The sequence below is a fragment of the Dictyoglomus turgidum DSM 6724 genome (assembly GCF_000021645.1).
Classification (GTDB): Bacteria; Dictyoglomota; Dictyoglomia; order Dictyoglomales; family Dictyoglomaceae; genus Dictyoglomus; species Dictyoglomus turgidum.
This window is the reverse complement of the sequence record NC_011661.1, coordinates 288,974-305,136: the sequence shown is the minus strand read 5'-3', so window position 1 is coordinate 305,136 and position 16,163 is coordinate 288,974. Positions and strand designations below refer to the sequence as shown.

At 33.2% G+C, this 16,163-nt stretch carries 16 protein-coding genes and 2 pseudogenes; 4 read left to right on the top strand and 14 right to left on the bottom strand.

The annotated features are described in order from the left end of the window. Positions 1–232: 232 nt before the first annotated feature. The 9 genes and pseudogenes from DTUR_RS01505 to DTUR_RS01460 all read right to left on the bottom strand — a co-directional run bounded on the left by DTUR_RS01505 (position 233) and on the right by DTUR_RS01460 (position 9,803). Positions 233–1,402, bottom strand: coding sequence for a glycosyltransferase family 4 protein (locus tag DTUR_RS01505; RefSeq protein WP_012582704.1), 1,170 nt, complete (start codon positions 1,400–1,402; stop codon positions 233–235). A 4-nt stretch (positions 1,403–1,406) separates the two neighbouring features. Next, on the bottom strand, positions 1,407–2,177 hold the full coding sequence (locus DTUR_RS01500; RefSeq protein ID WP_012582703.1) for an ABC transporter permease subunit: 771 nt from the start codon (positions 2,175–2,177) through the stop codon (positions 1,407–1,409). Then, on the bottom strand, positions 2,174–3,070 hold the full coding sequence (locus DTUR_RS01495; RefSeq protein ID WP_012582702.1) for an ABC transporter ATP-binding protein: 897 nt from the start codon (positions 3,068–3,070) through the stop codon (positions 2,174–2,176). The genes DTUR_RS01500 and DTUR_RS01495 overlap by 4 nt, the downstream gene beginning before the upstream one ends. A 1-nt stretch (position 3,071) precedes the next feature. After that, complete coding sequence (locus tag DTUR_RS01490) at positions 3,072–3,272, bottom strand: PLDc N-terminal domain-containing protein (RefSeq protein ID WP_012582701.1); 201 nt, start codon at positions 3,270–3,272, stop codon at positions 3,072–3,074. 128 nt (positions 3,273–3,400) lie between these two features. Beyond that, entirely contained in the window at positions 3,401–5,323 is a 1,923-nt protein-coding gene (locus DTUR_RS01485) for an ABC transporter substrate-binding protein (RefSeq protein ID WP_012582700.1), read from the bottom strand. Positions 5,324–5,620: 297 nt separating this feature from the next. Continuing rightward, a pseudogene (locus DTUR_RS01480) lies at positions 5,621–6,145 on the bottom strand (ChbG/HpnK family deacetylase). Next, entirely contained in the window at positions 6,142–7,095 is a 954-nt protein-coding gene (locus DTUR_RS01470; protein WP_012582699.1) for an AEC family transporter, read from the bottom strand. The pseudogene DTUR_RS01480 and the gene DTUR_RS01470 overlap by 4 nt, the downstream one beginning before the upstream one ends. A 12-nt stretch (positions 7,096–7,107) precedes the next feature. Next, a complete protein-coding gene (locus tag DTUR_RS01465; protein WP_012582698.1) occupies positions 7,108–7,524 on the bottom strand; it encodes a secondary thiamine-phosphate synthase enzyme YjbQ in 417 nt (138 codons plus the stop codon). 2 nt (positions 7,525–7,526) lie between these two features. Further along, positions 7,527–9,803 carry a glycoside hydrolase family 3 C-terminal domain-containing protein gene (locus DTUR_RS01460; protein ID WP_012582697.1) on the bottom strand — a complete coding sequence of 759 codons (2,277 nt, stop codon included), beginning with the start codon at positions 9,801–9,803 and terminating at the stop codon, positions 7,527–7,529. A gap of 80 nt (positions 9,804–9,883) precedes the next feature. Between DTUR_RS01460 and DTUR_RS01455 the strand changes: the two genes are divergently transcribed. Then, entirely contained in the window at positions 9,884–10,633 is a 750-nt protein-coding gene (locus DTUR_RS01455; protein ID WP_012582696.1) for a glucose 1-dehydrogenase, read from the top strand. Positions 10,634–10,644: 11 nt separating this feature from the next. On the opposite strand, the gene DTUR_RS01450 is transcribed toward DTUR_RS01455, so the two are convergent. Next, on the bottom strand, positions 10,645–11,604 hold the full coding sequence (locus tag DTUR_RS01450; RefSeq protein ID WP_012582695.1) for a polysaccharide deacetylase family protein: 960 nt from the start codon (positions 11,602–11,604) through the stop codon (positions 10,645–10,647). Between the two features lie 130 nt (positions 11,605–11,734). Between DTUR_RS01450 and DTUR_RS01445 the strand changes: the two genes are divergently transcribed. The 3 genes and pseudogenes from DTUR_RS01445 (at position 11,735) to DTUR_RS09605 (ending at position 13,969) form a co-directional block, all read left to right on the top strand. After that, positions 11,735–13,066, top strand: a complete 1,332-nt coding sequence (locus tag DTUR_RS01445) for a sensor histidine kinase (RefSeq protein ID WP_341271218.1) — start codon at positions 11,735–11,737, stop codon at positions 13,064–13,066. Positions 13,067–13,125: 59 nt separating this feature from the next. Continuing rightward, positions 13,126–13,865: pseudogene (locus tag DTUR_RS01435) on the top strand (response regulator). Then, complete coding sequence (locus DTUR_RS09605; protein WP_242603717.1) at positions 13,805–13,969, top strand: hypothetical protein; 165 nt, start codon at positions 13,805–13,807, stop codon at positions 13,967–13,969. Before DTUR_RS01435 ends, DTUR_RS09605 begins: the two are co-directional and overlap by 61 nt. Positions 13,970–14,024: 55 nt before the next feature. Here DTUR_RS09605 and DTUR_RS01425 read toward each other — a convergent pair whose 3' ends face one another. The 4 genes from DTUR_RS01425 to DTUR_RS01410 all read right to left on the bottom strand — a co-directional run bounded on the left by DTUR_RS01425 (position 14,025) and on the right by DTUR_RS01410 (position 16,163). Further along, positions 14,025–15,413, bottom strand: coding sequence for a hybrid sensor histidine kinase/response regulator (locus DTUR_RS01425; protein WP_012582693.1), 1,389 nt, complete (start codon positions 15,411–15,413; stop codon positions 14,025–14,027). Beyond that, positions 15,410–15,664 carry a hypothetical protein gene (locus DTUR_RS01420; RefSeq protein WP_164930953.1) on the bottom strand — a complete coding sequence of 85 codons (255 nt, stop codon included), beginning with the start codon at positions 15,662–15,664 and terminating at the stop codon, positions 15,410–15,412. Before DTUR_RS01420 ends, DTUR_RS01425 begins: the two co-directional genes overlap by 4 nt. Before the next feature lie 170 nt (positions 15,665–15,834). Continuing rightward, the gene (locus DTUR_RS09600) at positions 15,835–15,987 is read right to left on the bottom strand and encodes a PAS domain-containing protein (RefSeq protein WP_423201567.1); all 153 of its coding nucleotides are present in this window, start codon (positions 15,985–15,987) and stop codon (positions 15,835–15,837) included. Next, positions 15,984–16,163: a hypothetical protein gene (locus DTUR_RS01410; RefSeq protein WP_012582692.1), complete on the bottom strand. Its 180-nt coding sequence runs from the start codon at positions 16,161–16,163 to the stop codon at positions 15,984–15,986. Before DTUR_RS01410 ends, DTUR_RS09600 begins: the two co-directional genes overlap by 4 nt.

Here is a 16,163-nt window from a genome sequence, read left to right as displayed (position 1 = left end):
CTTTTACTGTAAAAATTTGTCTCGTGCTTTATTTCTCAAATATCGTTTTTATTTTGATATTAAAAATCTTTTTATTGTAAACTTAAAATCTACACTTTTTTTATAGCAAAAAATAATAAAATTGACAAGTGATTTTTTAAAAGAAATTTAAAAGGGAAAGTTTAACAATAACAACCCAGGTTTACTTCTCTAAAAATAAATTAAAACCAAATTTTTAATTAGAGTTTAAAAATTAGTATTCCTTTTTATACTTTTCTATCAATTCTCTGTAATTTCCAACTACTTCATCTACTATTTCTTCCCAATGCTTATAAAGAGTTTTTCTTGCATTCTCCCCAACTTTTTTTAAAAACTCCTTTTGAGATAATATCTCTTTCATCTTTCTTGCATAGGTGATATGATCATTTTCTGAAAGAAAGCCATTAAAACCATCTATTACTCCTTCACCTTCTGCTACTGTCGATCCTTTTATAAGGAGAGATGGACATCCCATAGCAGAAGCCTCTTTTATCACAAGAGCAGAGGTATCATATAAGGAAGGAAAAGCCAAAAGATTAGCTCTTGCATAGTACGCCTTTAAAAGTTCCCTATCAAAAATCTTTCCTGTAAAAATGACTTTGTCCTTTATTTTTAGCTCTTCGGCAAGCCTTTTAAAATAGTCCTCATCTTTCCCCGTTCCAACAAATATGGCTTTAAAATTAACATTATCTTCTTTCAAAATACTTAAGGATCTCAAAAGTAGTTCTACATTTTTTTGCCTTACCATTTGTCCTACAAAGAGAATAACTGTATCCTCTTCTGATAAATTATGAATCCTATTTATCTTATTCTTGTAATCTCCCAAATTCTCAAGAGGAAAAAAGTCCGTGCCATTGGGAACTATCTTTATATCCTTCTTAAACCCATACTCTTTTAAAGTTTTTGCAGTTGCAGAATTTACAGTCCAGACCTCATCAACCCTATGATAAAATTCCACTATTATCTTCACCCCAATTTTTGCCAGGAAATCTGACTTTGTGGCCTCCTTAAAATCATCATAATATTTCGTATGAAAAGAAGCCACAATTGGAATTTTCTTCTTCCTTGCGATATAAAGTCCTAAAATGCCTGAAGAAAAGGGTGAATGCACATGAATAATATCAAAGGGAATACTCTCTATTTTTTTCACTACTTTAATGTCTAAAAAAGGTACACCGAACCTATAGGGAGGCCTTAAAATAACTGGAATAGAAAAATACCTTATTACTTCGTATTCTTCCTTATCTTTATATCCTGGGAAAGAGGGAGTTATAACATAGGCTTTTCCATATTTTTTGTTTATATAATAAGCGTAATTTTTCACTGCAATAGCTACACCATCCATTATAGGAGGAAAGGAGTCATTAAAAAGTCCCACAATCATTCCTTTATAACTCCTCATTCTCAAAATGAATAATACTTAAAAAGAGTAAAATAAAAGAATAAATAAGGGTAAAGATTATATTTTTAATAGCATCTTTCCATAATACTCCCTTTAGGATCCATTGATTTTCAAAAGAGGAAAGGCTCATAGGATTATACTCATTTAAATTAGGAAAAATGGAAATAAGGTTAAAAATTATAAAAATAGCAAAGAATATTCCTGCAGATTGAATAGTATTTTTTCCAAGAGAACTAGAAAAAATTAATAAAGATAGAACAAAGAAAACATATATTAAATAAAGAAGAGTTGCAAAAAGGGAACTATATATAGAAATCTCTTTAAAAAGAAAATAAGTATAATAGGCACAAAGGATATAGGAGAATAGAACAAAAATAAAAGTTACAAAAAGTTGAAACAAAAACTTTGAAAGTAGCCATTTTTTTCTTTCAACCCCAAAAGAGAGTAATATGCTTGCTGTTCCCCTGTTTTTCTCTTCCGAAATACTCCCTATAAAAACTATTACAATCACGATAAAGACTATTTGATTTAGATTTTTAAAAAATTGCAATAAAGCATCCTTCCAAGTAGGAGGTGGAAGGTGAATAATAATTCCTTGCATCTCTGAGCCTGATGCAAGACTTTTTATTATATCGGGAGTAAACTTTGCAATCACAGGACTTCCTATGGAGAAGAAAAGAAAAACAAAAAGAAGCACATATATTTTACCAGTTTTAACAAGTTCTTTCCATTCTTTTTTCATTAATTTCAGGATCATGAGATCACCTCAAAAAATATATCCTCAAGAGTTGGCTCTGAAACTTCAAAATGCATAATAGATAAATTCTCTTGCACAATAATTTCAGGAATCTTCTTTCCCGCCCTTTGAAGATCTTTCACCTTTATTATTAAAGAATTCTGATTTTTAATCAAAACTTCCTCCACAAAATCCTCTTTCTTTACTCTTTCCATCATTCTTAAGGGATCATCAACTTTTAATTTCACAATTCTTCTAGAAAGTTTTTTCTTAATATTATCTAAGGTATCATTTAACAAAAGTCTCCCTTCTCTCAAAATCCCAACCCTATCACATACTCTCTCTACATCAGAAAGAATATGGGTTGAGAAAAACACTGTCTTTTCTCCTCTCAAAGACAAAATCAAATCCAGGATCTCTTTTCTTCCTTGAGGATCTAAGGACGAAGTTGGTTCATCCAAAATAAGAAGCTTTGGATCTGGAAGCAAAGCTTGAGCAATTCCAAGCCTCTGTTTCATACCTCTTGAAAAAGCCCCAATTCTTTTCTTTTCATTCTTAAGACCAACTATCTCCAGAACTTCTTCTACTCTTTTTTTATCCACGCCTATTATTTCAGATAGAACTTCTAAATATTCCTTAGCAGTAAAATAGTTATAAAAATTGGGTACGTCAGGAAGATAACCTATCCTTCTTAAATATTTTCTACTTTTTGATATATTTTCTCCTAAAACCAAAACACTGCCTTTTGTAGGTTTTGCAAGATTTAAAAGAATCCTTATGGTAGTTGTCTTTCCCGCTCCATTAGGCCCCAAATAACCAAAAATAACTCCCTCAGGGACCTCTAAGTTTAAATCATCTAACACCTTTTTAATTCCATAATATTTGTACAGATTATGCGTCTCTATTACATTCATACTACTTTCTTCCAAAAATAAAATAAATAACAGGCCCTAAAAACCCAAAGACAAGAATAATTATAAGCCATATTATTTTGTTTTCCCATCTGATTTCTTCTTTACTTCTTTTAAAAATATCAACGATAGCTGTTATTTGAAAAATTAATTGAACAACAAAAAGAGGCAAAAGCAACGGAAAATTCTGTCTCAATGCTTCCATTAATTATCTCTCCTTCCAATTAATAATTCAAATGTATTATACCAAAGGAGGCTTTAAAATATTAAATAAAATTAAAAAGGGGAGAGAACATTCTCCCTCCCCTTTAAAATTCTATGTTTCAGTTTAGCTTACTTTATAAAGAATTGTTCTGGGAATGCATTCAAAGGAGTGAAAAGTGGCGCATCACTTATTAGATATTCAGGGACATTTCTGAAATTATTCTTTACTATACAAAGGGACGGTAGAGCACCCACAGTACCTATAATCCATATATTCTTTCTATGAAGAGCAACAATTTGTCTAATAAGTGCATCTCTTTTTACTGTATCGGTAGTTTGATTGACTTGATCCCATAACTCATAAAGTTTTCTTATATCTCCTGTAGGTTCCTCTCCTTCTTTACCTTTTGTCCAGTACCATCTTGCATAAAGAGGAGCCCATGGACCATCGGTTATGGTTCCTAAAATTCTTCCAGGGCTTAAGATAAAGTTAGAGCATCTGTCCATTACCCATATACCAATCTCAATATCTCCCGAATTACAGTTAGTTACGTACAAACTTCTATCTATTTGCTTAATTATGGTCTTAATTCCTATTTTCTCCCAATAACTTTTGATAAGCTCCATAATACTCATATTAGCATTTCCAGGATAGGTAGTAAAACTGACAATTAGCTCGATAGGTTTGCCATCAGGTCCAAGCCTAAACCCATCTTTTCCTACTTTGAGTCCCATAGCATCAAGTAATATCTTCGCTCTTCCTGGATCATATTGAGCATATGCCTTCTCCCAGTATGGATCATAATAAGCAGCACCTTTGGGTATTGCAGCTTGCATTGGAGTTCCAAGTCCCATATACAGTATCTTGTTTATTTCATCTCTATTTATGGCAAGAGATAATGCTTGTCTAAACCTTACATCCTGGAAAAGTTGTCTCTTAACAGGATCTTTTACATTTTGGTTGAGATATATGGCAGGATCAGCCCCAACTGCGGATGCCCACTTTAAAACTCTGTAATTTCCTTTTTGAGCATTTTCCATAAATAGAGAATAATTAGAAACCCTCATATGTCTATCTTGACAATCAATTTCTCCCGCCACTGCCTTCATATTGATCATTTCTGCATCACTTACTAAATAGTGGACTATCCTGTCAATATATGGAAGTTGATTTCCCTCAGGATCCACTACAAAGTAGTATGGGTTTCTTTCCATTACAAATACAGGTTCGTTGGGACTCTTGCTCACAACTTTCCATGGGGCAGTTATGGGAAGGTCAGGATTTTGTAACCAGTCATCTTTGAACTTAAAGAGTTCATACCACTTATTAAAACCTGCATCTTTTGCCATCTTCTCTAACTTATCTATAGGGGTATACTTGGGATGGAATTGCATCAAATAATGCTTTGGAGCATAATATGAGAGAGACCCGTGAGTATTATCTATATACCAACCCTGCGCAGGTATATCATAAATAAAGAGTGGTTTAGGTTCAGGAAAGATTATCCTAAAAGTATAAGTATCAATCTTCTCAAATTTTGCAATAGACTTTCCATCAGAACCCACAAATTGAGCGGGCATATTAGGAGTTAAATCTTTGTTACAAATAATATCTTCATACCAGAATATTACATCATCTGAAGTAAAAGATTGTCCATCGGACCATTTAATCCCTTCACGTATATGGAAGGTATATATTCTACCATCCTTTGAAACTGTGTACTTATCTACGAGCCATGGAAGAATCTTTTTACCATCAGAGCTAAACCTTAAAAGATTACATGCAGCAATAGATATTCTTGCAATCCCCCATCTATCTCCGGCTCCAAGCCAAGCCCTCCTCCAAGTCCCCCCATATTTACCAATTTCTTCATAAGGCTTCAAAACCACAGGGTTTTTAGGAAGTCTTTCCTCTATAGGAGGAAGCTTGCCTTCTTTTACAAGTTGAGCAAGAACTGGTGCTTCGTTATATTTCGGTGCAGAAAAAGTATTCCCAAGAAGAACTATAAGGATCAAAAGACTGATAAGTAATTTAGGATAATTTGACCTCATAACCAGCCCCCCTTTTTAATTTTGCAAACGCTAATATAAACGTTTGCCTAAACAAATTTTTATTCATTTATAATTTTTTGTCAAGCCAAAAAAAATAACAATTACTTTCTTAAAATCCCCCAAGAAGTTACTAAAATCCCTTCGTTTCTTATTACTTCTTGAACTTTGTCTTCTTGAAATACTCTATATTCCCAAACTCGCTTTTTTCCAATGAGGAGTTATAGCTTTTATTTCCTCGCTTTCTATAGATGGGTGAATATATAACTCCGAAATTCCTGATCTTCCCCGTTTATCTCCTCAAAGGGATAAGAAATCTGGAAAATTATCCTTTAAATATCTTGGAAGTCTAAAGGGAAGATTATACTTCTTACAATACTTGAACACTAAAGGAAGAAAAGTTCTTCCATAAAAGCCATAAAGGCTTCCCATATGATTGTCTATATGGGACACAGCTAATCCATACTTAAAAGCAAGCTCTATTTGAGCTTTAATCTCATCCTCTATATCGCCTTCCTCAGCCCTCTTTTCCAATTCCTCCACCGTTTCAAAAAAATGCCCATATGTATCAGTTATTGAAAGCTTAACTTTACTCTTCACAACAGGCCCCTACTTATAATTTTTCCACTCACTAGTAAAGGTAAGATGTAAGCCGATATCTACTTTTTTATATTTACAAAAATCAACAGCTTCTATTACCCATGGGCACGTAATCATTAGAGATGCCGAAGAAATAAGGTCCATATCAAAAAGATCCATTATAGCCTTATTCATAGAATGACACATTCCAAAATCATCCGCGTTAATAATTAAAAATTTTTTCATAACGTTACTCCTCCTAATATGTTCATTAAAAGGAAAATTAACATAGTAAAAAGGGTGCTCAAAGCAAGAGTATTTGAAATAAAAACTTTATCTTCTCTATCTTCATCCCTTATATATAGAGGAATAATAAAGGGAGGGGGAAGGAGAAACATGGTTATTAAAGCTCTTTGGAATATATTATCAAGACCTAACATTTTATTTATTACAATGTAATTGATTAAAAACCCCAAAACTATGAGAACCACGTTTCTCAAAATAACTACTTTAAAGGAAAGAGAAAGATTTTCTTTTTGAAACTTTAATTCGTACCCTATAATTAAAGATATAAATGGCACAGTCATTACCGAAAGCATCTCAATAGTTTCTAATATGGAAGAAAGAAGAATATTCTTCATAAAAATATCAATAAGTTTTGTTTTTTGAAATATTATTCCAAGAAAAATAGCAATTATTACTGGAGTCTTAAGGAAGGAGTAAAGCATGCTCTTAAAATTCCAAGATCTTCTACCCTCTTTTATACTTAAAAGAATCCCTACAAGAACAAAGAAGACAAAGGTGACTTGTCCCAAATCAATAATGGCAAACTTAAATACATTTTCCGTCCCGTAAAAAACAGTAAATAAAGAATATCCCAACATTCCAGCCTCAAAACCTGTAAAAAGAAGATAGAAATACTTAGAGTCAACTTTTAAAAGCTTTTGAAAAAACCTTCCAATAAAAAGCAAAATAGTGCAAACTAAAAACATAATTACAACAATTATTAGATGTTTGGGCTCAATTCCTGTGCGAGAAAAGGATAAAAACAAGAGGGAAGGAAGAAAAACATTCACTACCAATTTTTTCAGTTCCGATACAGCATTCTCACTCACATAGCTTTTTATCCTAAAAAGATTTCCAAGAAGAAAAAGCAAAAATACTGGCAAAAACTTACTAAATACTGTTAAAAACATATTCTCCTCCTCCTACTCACCTATTATCTTCACAAGGACCCTTTTCCTTCTCCTACCATCAAACTCTCCGTAAAACACCTGTTCCCAAGGACCAAGATCAAGCTTACCATTAGTTATTGCAATCACCACTTCTCTTCCCATTATGGTTCTTTTTAAATGGGCATCCGCATTATTCTCTCCCACATTGTGATAATATTGATTATAGGGTTTTTCGGGAGCAAGTTTTTCAAGCCATATCTCAAAATCCTCTAAAAGTCCTGGTTCATCATCATTTATAAAGACACTGGCGGTAATATGCATGGCATTACAAAGCAAAAGTCCCTCTTTTATGCCACTCTCCTCTACACACCTTTGAAGAGTATCCGTTATATTCACAAATCCCCTTCTTGTAGGAAGCTCAAACCAAAGTTCCTTTCTGTAAGATTTCATTTTTAATTATCACCTCCAGTATTCAGTTCCTCTATAAATTTATAAAACATTCTTTCAACTTCTTCCATGTCTGCTCCCTGTCTTACGTAATAAAAAAGCATTCTTCTTAAACAGTCGTTTCTTATATATCTTTCTGGACGTTTCATAAAATCAATATAAGAAGGTATAGAAAATCTTTTTTCAAGTTCAGACATAAAATTTTTAAACTTCTCCCATGCTATAGGGTCCCTCATAATATCCCCAATAGTAGAATTAATATGGTAAGTTTTCTTTATCTTTGCGGTAGACTTAACAAATACTTTATCCCTTAGCACAATATCCCTTGATGACTTCCCAATTAATATCTCAAAATCTCCATCCTCCACATACCAATCCTTTATGTCTATGTTATAGAAGGCAAAAGCCCTCTTATCAAGATAAAACACTACTTCCTTTTCTTCTCCTGGCTCAAGCTCTACCTTCTCAAATCCCTTTAGCTCCTTCTCAGGCCTTATATAGCTACTTTCCACATCCCTCACATATAACTGCACTACTTCTTTACCTTTTACCTTCCCCGTATTCTTTACCTTCACACTTACCTTAAGTACTTCATCATCTCTCATCTCTTTCTTGTCAAGCTTTAAGTCTGAATACTCAAAGGTAGTATAGGAAAGACCATATCCAAAGGGAAACAATACTTCCATCTCCTTCTTATCATAATACCTATATCCTACAAATATCCCTTCCCTGTACTCTACTCGGTCATCCTCCCCTGGGAAGAATAAGTAAGACGGATTATCACTTAGCTTCTTTGGAAAGGTCTCTGGAAGCTTTCCAGAAGGACTTACTACTCCAAAAAGAACATCTGCAACTGCTCCTCCCCAGGCTTGTCCTCCTCTGTAGGTCTCAAGGATTGCCTTTGGCTTCTCTAACCATGGCATCTCTATAGGTGCTCCATTGCTAAGTACCACCACAAGATTTTCATTTACCTTTGAGATTTCTTCTATTAGCCTATTGTGGCTTTCAGGCATCTTCATGTGAGGCCTGTCAAAGCCTTCCGATTCGTATCTTTCGGGAAGTCCTGCAAAAATTACCACCACATCCGCTACCTTTGCAACCTCTTTTGCCTCCTCTATAAGTCTTTCATCTACCTCATCCTTTTCTATATGATATCCATCGGCATAAAGAATCTCTGCCTTTCCTTCTACCATCTTTCTTATCTCTTCTACTGCATCATCTACCATGGTTGGATTTACATGGGCACTTCCTCCTCCTTGTATTTGAGGGTTCTTAGCAAAGGCTCCTATTAATGCAATCTTTCCTTCTTTTTTCAGTGGAAGAATGTCCCCTTCATTTTTGAGAAGCACAAAACATTCCCTTGCAATCTCTCTTGCAATTTTATGATGAGTTTCCTTGTCATAGGTGGCATTTTCTTTTTTGTTTTCTATTGCCTTGAATACAATCCTAAGAATTCTTTCTACAGCCCTATCAAGAACCTCCTCAGGAATTTTTCCACTTTTTACTGCCTCAATGATCTTTTTGTCTCCATATCCACCATCATAAGGCATTTGAAGATCAAGTCCTGCAGAAAGTCCCATTACCCTATCATTTACTGCTCCCCAATCGGATACTACAAATCCTTCAAATCCCCATTCTTCTTTCAATACCTTTGTGAGAAGAAATTCATTCTCTGATGCATAAGTCCCATTTACTCTATTGTATGAACACATAACGGTCCATGGTTTTGCCTCTTTTACTGCCCTCTCAAAGGCAGAAAGATAAATCTCTCTCAAGGTTCTCTCGTCAATGATGGCATTTACAGTAAGCCTTCTATGTTCTTGGTTGTTTGCTGCAAAATGTTTAAGAGAAGTTCCTACTCCCTCACTTTGTACTCCCTTAATAAAATGGGCTGCAAGTTCTCCTGCAAGGAGTGGATCTTCAGAGTAGTATTCAAAGTTTCTTCCACAAAGGGGAGATCTTTTTATGTTAACTCCAGGTCCAAGGAGTATTTGTACATTTTCAGCCTGGCATTCTTCGCCAATAGCCTTTCCCATCTTCTCAGCAAGGGATTTATCCCAGGATGCTGCAATAGTTACAGCAGTAGGGAAGCATGTAGCAGGAACAGTCTTACTAAACATGGTTTCTTCTTTTCTAAGTCCATGAGGACCATCCGACATTCTTATAGATGGTATTCCAAGTCTTTCAATGGGTTTTGTATGCCAAAAGTCAAGCCCAGAACAAAGGCTTGCCTTTTCCTCAAGGGTCATTTGAGATATGAGCTTTTTTATATCCACACTCATTGGTTTACCTCCTTGAGTAAATGTTCTTATCAGTATATCAATTATATAATTATTTAAAAACCATTTAAGGAGGGATAAGCATGGGTAAAGTTGCCATTATTACAGGAGGAGGACAAGGAATAGGAAAAGCCATAGCAAAAAAATTCTTGGAAAATGGTATTTCTGTGGTTATTGCCGAAATTGATGAAGAGGCAGGAAAAGAAACAGAAGAGGAATATTCAATATTAGGAAATATAAAATTTATTAAAACTGATGTTTCTAAAGAAGAGGACGTTATAAATATGGTAGAGGAGACAGCAAAAAGTTTTGGAAAAATAAATTATCTTATAAACAATGCTGGAATCTCTATTAACAAACCCATTTCAGAATTAACCCTTGAGGAATGGAATAGGGTTTTAGGAGTAAACTTAACGGGAACCTTTTTATGTTCCAAATATGTTTATCCTTATATGAAGAAAGAAGGAGGAGTAATAATAAACATTGCATCCACAAGAGCTTTTATGTCAGAACCAAACACTGAAGCATATTCTGCATCAAAAGGTGGAATTTATGCTCTTACCCACGCCCTTGCCATAAGCCTCGGACCAGAGATTAGAGTAAACTGCATAAGCCCTGGTTGGATTGAAACTTCTGAATGGAAAAAGAAAAGTTTAAGAAGAAAACCAGAATTAACAGAACTTGATCACAAACAACATCCCGCAGGAAGAGTAGGAAAGCCAGAAGATATTGCAAGCTTAGTGCTATTTTTAATATCTGACGAAGCGGGATTCATCACAGGAGCAAACTTTATTGTAGATGGTGGCATGACAAGAAAAATGATTTATTTGTAAAGATAGGTCTTTTAACTCCTAACTTTACGAGGAATAGACTGAACCTTGTGAGGTATAATATACTTAAATAGAAGGGCTTGAAATCTCGAAAAAGTCATATTATAGGAACCAGCATTTAATCTTTTTATTAAGATATATTTTGATTTAGCTGTTTTATTTATTCCTTTCTCGGTAGTGTAAAAAACCTCATATCCTAAATTTTTACCTATTTCTAACAATTTCTCATTGTATGCCCCATAAGGAAAACAAAAATCCTTAACAGAAATACCTAAATTATTTTCCAAAAGCACCTTTGAATACCATAGATCAAAAGCTATTCTTGTTTCATATTCCTCTTCGCTCTCTTTATAACCAAACAGCTCAAATTTTCTACCTACAAGGGCAGGAGCCTTCTTAAATATACCGATCTTTATTAAATAATGAGAATCATAAGAATGGGATCCAAAATATATCAAACCGCTTTTTAACATCTCCCTCATTTCATCCCATTTCAAGTGAGGAAAAGCTCCATTCTTACCAATCTTTGAAACAATAACAAAATTAATAGCAGGAATATGAAATTTCTTTAATATAGGGTAAGCATTCGTGTAAAAATTCTCGTAACCATCATCAAAGGTTATAAGAACTGCATTATCAGGTACATCTTCCCTTCCTTCCATAAATCTTCTTAAAAGGTCAGGAGTAATAAAGTGAAACCCCATATACTTTAAATATTCCATATGCTTTTCAAAAAGATCTGGAGAAAGGCTTATAGGTCCTAAAATCTTCCTATCCACTGCATGATAGGTCAAAACTATTACCGCATTGCTATAATAAACTCTAAAAAGGGGATTAAATTCGCTTTTTGAATTGATGTCTGCTCTCGGCTCTACATAAGCATAAGAAAGATGAAATATTACAAAAATTAAAATTAAAACCTCTGAAATGTACTTTATAATACTTTTTATTATCCCATTCTTATCTCTACCCATTTTTTGACTCCCCACTTTAACTTCTTGAAAGTATAATATAAGACTAAATTTTAAAATTGTCAAACAATGTAACCAAAAACTAAAACAATTTTCCATCACTCGATTATCTGCTAAAATATATGTATGAAAAATAGCATTACATAATTTAATAGCACTGTTAATTCTGCTTTGTATTATTTATTTTGTCAGCTATACCTACATTACCCATCTTTTATTAGAATTTTTGTCCATCTTTATGTCCTTTATCATCTTTATTGTACTAATCTCTCTACCCATGCCTGAAAGAACTCCATTTCTTCAAGTTATCGGAACAGTATTCCTTTCTTCTGCTATCTTAGATATTCCCCATACTATTTACTATGCTGGATTTACTGGAATAAGCAATACAGGTTTAAGTGTTATATTCTGGATGTTTGCAAGGTTCATTCAATCTTGTGGATTAATCCTTGCCATACTTCACTTAAAATATAAAAATCTAAACACAAGATTTACTTCTTTTACATTCCTATTTCCTTTGCTCTCCATACTTTTAATATTTCTTATTAAGCTTCTTCCTACTAACATCTTCCATGTGGAAGGTTTAGGGACAACAACCCTAAAAAGTGTCTTAGAAATTTTATATACTCTTTTATTTTTAACCTTTAGCATTAAAAACAAAAACAACCCTTATTTACTTTTAAGTGGGGTTATGTTTGCTCTAAGCGAAATAGCTTTTATAAAATATGCTTCCCTCTTTGACTGGACTTTATGGTTTGGACATATATTCAAAATTTTGGGAGTTTTTAACATTGCTTTCTATACTCTTACCAACTTTATTTATAACCCATTGAAAGACTATAAAACCCTTAGTGATAAATACAGAAGAGAGGGAGAAAAACTTAATGAGACCATCTCAAAAATTATATCTGTCCAAAATAATGCACTGGAGACCTTAAGTGAAGCCATAAATTACAAGGATAGAAAAAGCTTAGTAGAAATTTTAAGAACTTTTTCTGAAAAAGAAAACATTGAAATCTCTGTCTTTTCCAGGGAAAAAAATATTTATAGTTCCTCCCTACATCTTCCAAATGCCATTGAAGGATATGATGCTAAGAAATATTGCAAAATAGAAGGAAACGAGACTGTAATTTTTATTGAAAAAAAAGATGAGATTATTACAAAAATCTATAGACTTTTTATTCTCTCTATTTTCTCCATATTTGAGAAAATAAATTACATTGATAAGCTTGAAAATTTGGAAAAGGAAAGAAAAGAATTTATAAAAACTGTATCTCATGAATTTAGAAATCCTCTAACCATAATCTTTGGACAATCCCAAGTGTTAAAGAGTAGATTTTATAGTTCTCCTGAAAAAATTAAAGAAATAGCTGAACAGATAGAGATCTCTTCCAAAAGGATATCAGATTTAGTAGATAGACTTCTAAAGGTGGGTGAGGAAGATGGAAAAGATACTGGTAGTTGACGATGAACCCTTTATAAGAGAAACCTTTTCTTGCAGAAAATGGAGTTAAAGCTCTTAAAATTTTAGAGAAAGAAAATCCTGATATTGTTCTCCTTGATGTAAAAATGCCTGAAATGAATGGAATAACTACCTTAAAAAAATTAGAGAAACTAAAAGAAATATATTGGTGATTATGCTTACCGCATATGGAGATGAGGAAACCATGAAACAGTGTGCAGAAGCTGGTGCAGATGATTTCTCAGTCAAACCTATAGATATGACTACTCTTAAAATAAGAATAGAGCTTGCTAAAAGAGCAAAATTTTTTTATGCTTTTAGAGAGAGTTTTTTAGAAAGTTTAAAAACTTCTTATAAAATAGCAGAAGAAAGTATTAATAAACTTCTGCAAGAAAATAAAGAGTTAACCATGGAGCTTTTGGAAAGAATCAATCTCCTTGCTGAATTTAGAGATGATGAAACTCATGAACATACCATAAGAGTTGGAAATATTGCTTATGAATTTGCTAATGCCTTAGGTTTTTCCCCTGAGTATTGCTATTCCTTAAAATTAGCTGCCCCTCTTCATGATATAGGAAAAGTAGGAATTCCTGATAGTATACTTTTAAAATCAGGAAAATTAACTGCAGAAGAACTTGAAATCATGAAAAATGGAATGGAGCGGGATACCCTTATGGCTTAAAAGGAGAAGACATCCCTGTAGAAGGAATAATTGTCTGTATTGCGGATGCAATAGATGCTATGTTCTCCAAAAGACCATACAAGGATCCTATGCCAAAAGAAAAGATACAGGAAGAATTAATAAAACAAAAGGGTTTGCAGTTTGATCCAAAATTAGTAGATTGTGCTTTAGAAATATGGGACAAAATTCTTAAAATTGAAAAAGAATCCAATCTTTTAACCTAATTGTTCTTCTATTATCCTTAGTAACTCTTCTTTCTTAAAGGGCTTCTTTAAGTAACTATCTGCAGGAATATTGTTTATTTTTCATAAGTATAATCTTTAATTCAGGTAGCATAGCTTTAATCTCCCCAATAAGTACATCCCCTTTTACGTCTGAGAGGTTATAATCCACAATAGCAAGGTTTATTAACTCCTTATTCTTCTCCAAAATTTTTACAGCTTCTTTTCCATTTTCTGCCAAAAGTACGTTGAGATTATTCCTCTCCAACATATCTTTTACTATTTCCCTAATATGCTTTTCATCTTCAACTACTAAAACATAACTCTTTTTTTCAGAGATCTCTTTTCTATCTTCCTCCTTTTTATTTTTATGATTGCTTATAGCTGGAATATATACTTTAAAAACAGTTCCCTTCCCTTCCTCACTGTATACATTTATAAATCCCTCGTGCTCTTTTACAATAGTGTAAACCGTAGAAAGTCCTAAGCCCGTTCCTTTCTCGCCTTTTGTAGTAAAGTAAGGATCAAAGATCTTGTCCATTACATCCTTAGGGATTCCTATCCCTGTATCTGCTACTGTAATCACCACATAATCTCCCACCTTTGACATAGGATTCCACTTAGCATAATCCTCATCAATATAAACATTTTCTACCTTTATAGTAAGAACTCCACCATTTGGCATTGCATCCTTTGCATTTACACAGAGATTCAGAAGCACCTGGTTTATAGAAGTAGGGTCTCCTAATATAGGATGAAGCTCTCCAGAAATTTCAATTTTTATATCTATATTTTTAGGAGTAAAAATGTTATTCAAGTCATGAGCAATGCCACTTGCAAGATTTCCAATACTCTCAAGTTTCTGAGCCCTATTCAACTGTTCTTGAAGCCTTCTAATGAAAGTAATATCTGTATTTCTTATAAAAATTTTATAACCCTCTTCTTCCTCATTTTTTACAAGCTCCATAAAACTCCCTACTAATATTCTTTCTCCGCCACTTTTTCTTTGTTCTATCTCTCCTATCCATTTTCTTTTACTGATAAGCTTCCCTTTAATAGCCTCATAAGAGTAAGAAAGAATCTTATTGATATTCTTTCCTAAAGCATCCATCTTAGATATACCATATAGTTTTTCTGCGCCTTGATTCCAAAATAAAACCTTGTCTTCCTCGTCTAATACAATTATTGCATCATCAGAAATATCAATTAATCTTAACAATTCTTGAATCTTTGCTATACTCTTTTTAGTCTCAAAGACTCTTGCAATCTGAACTGCAAGAGAGGGAGATAGTTCTGTCTTCTTTTTATCACATACGCCTATAAACTCATTCTCACTATAGATAGGTATGGCTATCAAGGAATTTAGATTAAATTCCTTTGCCAACTCTTTTCTTATAAATTCTGCTCTCTCTTGTAAGTTCTCTATTATTAGGTAATTTAAATTCATCCAGCATTTACCTGGAACCCCTTCTCCAGGAGAAAAAGAAAGTTCTTTACTTCTTTTATAAAACCCCTTATATTTATCTTCTCTTGCATAAAAACGTTGGAAAGAATAAGCTTCCTACCTTTACTATCCAAAGTCCACATTTCTCCGTAAGGTGCAAAAAAGAACTCACAAACTTTTTTCAAAAAAGCATAGAGTGCAGAGTTAAAATCTCCATCAGTGATATCTTTTCCAAAACTTAATATTCCCTTCACTTTATTGTTCTCTTTAATAATAGTATTATTCCACAAGATAAATTCTTTCTTCTTTATTTTTAGTCAAAATGGGATTTTTAACCTCTTTTACTAGCAAAGACTCCTCTCCATTCAGAATCCTATAAAAAACCGATTCAATCTCATTCCTAACTCTTGAAGGTAAACAATTTTCAAACCAGTTTTTTTCCTAAGATTTCTTCTTTTTCATAGCCTAATAACTGGCATCCACGATCATTAATATACTGAATATTTCCAACTTTATTTAACATAACCACTATATCATTAGCTATACTAACAAGATTACTAAAATTCTCCTTTTCTATCTGAATCTTCCTAATAAGTTCTTCTTTTCTTTTCTATTTAGAGCATACACCAAAGGTATGATATTTGCATTTTTTACCAGAACATCTATAAACCGATGGGACAAAAATACCCAAAATATGCCTATAACAAGATATATAAGAATTATTCTGAGAATATTTTTAAGATTATCCCCCAT